Raw genomic sequence first — 1779 nt, 5'->3', positions numbered from 1 at the left:
CAGGCAGGCGCGCCCTGAACCTCGACCTGCGCGGCGGCCTAGGAGATCACCACCAGGGTCTCCAGCTCGAGCGGCGCAGCCTCCTCGGGGATCGCCACGGCGGCGGGGTCCGCGAAGGGCAGGAGGAACTCCCCAGGGGGGGCCGGGACGAAGAGCGGCGGGGGCGGAGGCGGGGGCACGTCGGCGACCTCCTCTTCCTCGGTCGCCGCAGGGCTCTCGTCCCCGCCGAGCACGGGAATGTCCGTCACGTAGTCCACCAGGTAGAACAGCCCGTCCTCATGCTGCTCGTAGACCTCGATGTGCCCCTGCTCGACCAGGGGGCCGTTGCCCTTGACGTTGCCCTTGGTGTTGCCCTGGGTGTTGGCCACGACCTTGCCCTGGGTCAACCCCTGTCCCTTTGCCGAGGGCCCGCCGAGGTTGTCCGCGGACTTGTCGACCGTGTACTGGTCCGTGTCCACGTAGAACAGGCCCCCCACGGAGACCGTCCCCTCGGGCAGCTGGATCATGCCGCTGCAGGCCTCCACGACCCCCGACCACGCCAAGACCCCCGCCACCGCCACCGTCACCAGATACCGCTTCATGTTCGTCGTCCTTCCGTTGTTGCTTCCGTGCGCAGGACCCTGTGCACGCCCCGGGCCAGCCCTAAACCCTTGCGCTCCAAGGGACGTGTCGGGGGTCCCGACGGGTCGGCGTCGGAGGCGCCGACGGCCGCGACGCGACGGGCGACGCAGCCGTACATGCCTGCGGGGCGCCGTGCACATGCCCGGCGCCCCGCAGGAGAGGGAAGGATTGGAAAGGTTGACAAAGCAAAGACGTGAGCACCCACTCGGGTGGGCCTGGGCCCGAAGGCTGCGACCCGTGTGCTCGCACCGACCCTTTGCAAGCGCAGCGCCGCGGCTAAGTCCTTGCCATGCGTCGGCAGTGCCGGCGCGCCCGACGCAGAGGCGTCGGCGGCGTCGACGCTCGACGCCGCGGCGACTCGGGCTACGTCTGCGAAGGAGCGGACCGTGCTTTGTTTTGCGCGGCGCATGGCCAACGAGCAGACTGACAGCGTGAACGACTCCGACGACGTGGTGTTCGGCCTCGACGCGAGCTCCCCCGACGCCGCGCCGTCCATGGACCCCACCCAGCGCTTCGCGCGCGAGCTCACCCGAATCGGGCCCTACGCGGTCGAGCGCTTCCTCGGCAAGGGGGCCATGGGCGTCGTCGTCGAGGCCCGCGCCCCGGACGGCGCGCGGCTCGCGGTGAAGCTCCTGCGCGCGACGAAGAACCCCGAGCGCTTCCTGCGGGAAGTCAGCACCCTGCGTCGCCTGCGGCACCCGAACCTGATCGGCTGCGTCGACAGCGGGATCGCCCCCGAGGGTCACTGGCTGGCCATGCCCCTGGTCGACGGGACCGACCTCGAGGAGCACCTGCGCACCGCGGCCTTGGCCCCGGAGCACGCCGCCCGCCTGCTGCACGGGGCCGTGCTCGGGATCGCCCACGCCCACGCCGCGGGCGTCGTGCACCGCGACCTCAAGCCCGCGAACCTGTTCCTGGGCGCGGACGGCCGGCTGCTCGTCGGCGACTTCGGCCTCGCCGTGGCCGAGGACGACGCGCGCCTGACCCGCAGCGGCGTGCTGCTCGGCACCCTGGCCTACATGGCCCCCGAGCAGGCCGAGAACCCCCGGGCCGCGGGCCCCCCCGCCGACGTGTGGAGCCTGGGCGCGATCCTCTACCGCATGCTCTGCGGCCGCGGCCCCCGCGAAGGGGCCGACGCCTTCGGGCTCGTGAGGAGCC

The 1779-nt window shown here is 72.4% G+C and carries 2 protein-coding genes; one reads left to right on the top strand and one right to left on the bottom strand.

Annotation, left to right across the window (positions count from 1 at the left end):
* Window positions 1–38: 38 nt before the first annotated feature.
* A complete protein-coding gene (locus KDM41_18135) occupies window positions 39–581 on the bottom strand; it encodes a hypothetical protein (protein MCB1185343.1) in 543 nt (180 codons plus the stop codon).
* A gap of 426 nt (window positions 582–1007) precedes the next feature.
* Here KDM41_18135 and KDM41_18130 point away from each other — a divergent pair.
* Window positions 1008–1779: serine/threonine protein kinase (locus KDM41_18130; protein MCB1185342.1), on the top strand; the 772-nt coding region annotated here is incomplete at its 3' end.

Source organism: bacterium (assembly GCA_020440705.1).
Lineage (GTDB): Bacteria > Krumholzibacteriota > Krumholzibacteriia > LZORAL124-64-63 > LZORAL124-64-63 > JAGRNP01.
The sequence above is the reverse complement of the archived record's forward strand: the minus strand, read 5'-3'. Positions and strand labels throughout refer to the sequence as shown.

Bases quoted from the DNA above. Each gene is read 5' to 3' on its own strand.
- KDM41_18135 (MCB1185343.1), bottom strand. From the start codon at position 581: ATGAAGCGGTATCTGGTGACGGTGGCGGTGGCGGGGGTCTTGGCGTGG.